The sequence below is a fragment of the Mesorhizobium sp. M5C.F.Ca.IN.020.29.1.1 genome (assembly GCF_003997375.1).
Lineage (GTDB): Bacteria > Pseudomonadota > Alphaproteobacteria > Rhizobiales > Rhizobiaceae > Mesorhizobium > Mesorhizobium wenxiniae.
Genome location: NZ_RZSW01001081.1, coordinates 1 through 839 on the forward strand (window position 1 = coordinate 1; position 839 = coordinate 839).

At 65.7% G+C, this 839-nt stretch carries 1 protein-coding gene; it reads right to left on the reverse strand.

Annotated elements, in window-relative coordinates; genetic code table 11:
• Positions 1–351: 351 nt before the first annotated feature.
• Positions 352–839: transposase (locus EOA85_RS36340; RefSeq protein ID WP_206523502.1), on the reverse strand; the 488-nt coding region annotated here is incomplete at its 5' end.

Genomic DNA, 839 nt, shown 5'->3' on the forward strand with positions numbered 1-839 from the left:
CCCGCGACGTCTGCTTCCGGGCGAGGCAAAGTTTGTCTCTATGGCCGATATGCTGAAGGGTTTCGGGTGCCGTCAGGCGTACGAAAGTCTCTCATGCAGGAACCCGCGGGCCGCAGACGATTGCCTATGGGGATTTGTGCCTCGGGATGTGCCAGCGCCTGTCGCGGACTTCCGCATATGACGTGCCTGGGAGGTCGTGGAAGAAGCTTCCGGGCCAGGTCGCAGAACCTGGAGCGTTGATTCCGGCGGGATTGATGCGCGTGATGACCGGCTTCACGGCAACGTGCACATAGCGTCCCGTTGACCGGCGCCGGCGTGGCGCGGTCGTACGAGCAACTTGGTCATGCCGGGTCATGGCGCGTTCTCCCGGTTCGGCGCTCGTGAGGCAGGCGGCGCACGAGGCTGGCACCACCGTTCGAACCTCTCGATGACGACCATGCGTCCACCGCAGCAAGGGCAAGGCGGGCGGACGTCAGCCGGTCCTTCCGGAGCATCGTCTTCGGGCGGCGGAGCGACGTTCAGCAGTTCGCGCGCGAGTGCGAGGCTGGCCTTGCGGGCGGTGCCGGCAAGCAGCCCATAGTGACGGATGCGGTGGAACCCACGCGGCAGGACATGGAGCAGGAAGCGGCGGATGAACTCGTCGGCGGTAAGCGTCATGGCGCGCTGGCGCTCGACACCATCGCGGCGGTAGTCCTTGTATCGGAAGGTGACTCCCTTCTCGTCGAAGGCGATCAGGCGGCGGTTCGAGATGGCGACCCGGTGAGTGTAGCGCGATAGGTAGGCAAGCACCGCTTGGGGTCCGGCGAAGGGCGGCTTGGCATAGACCGCCCAGCGTTTGC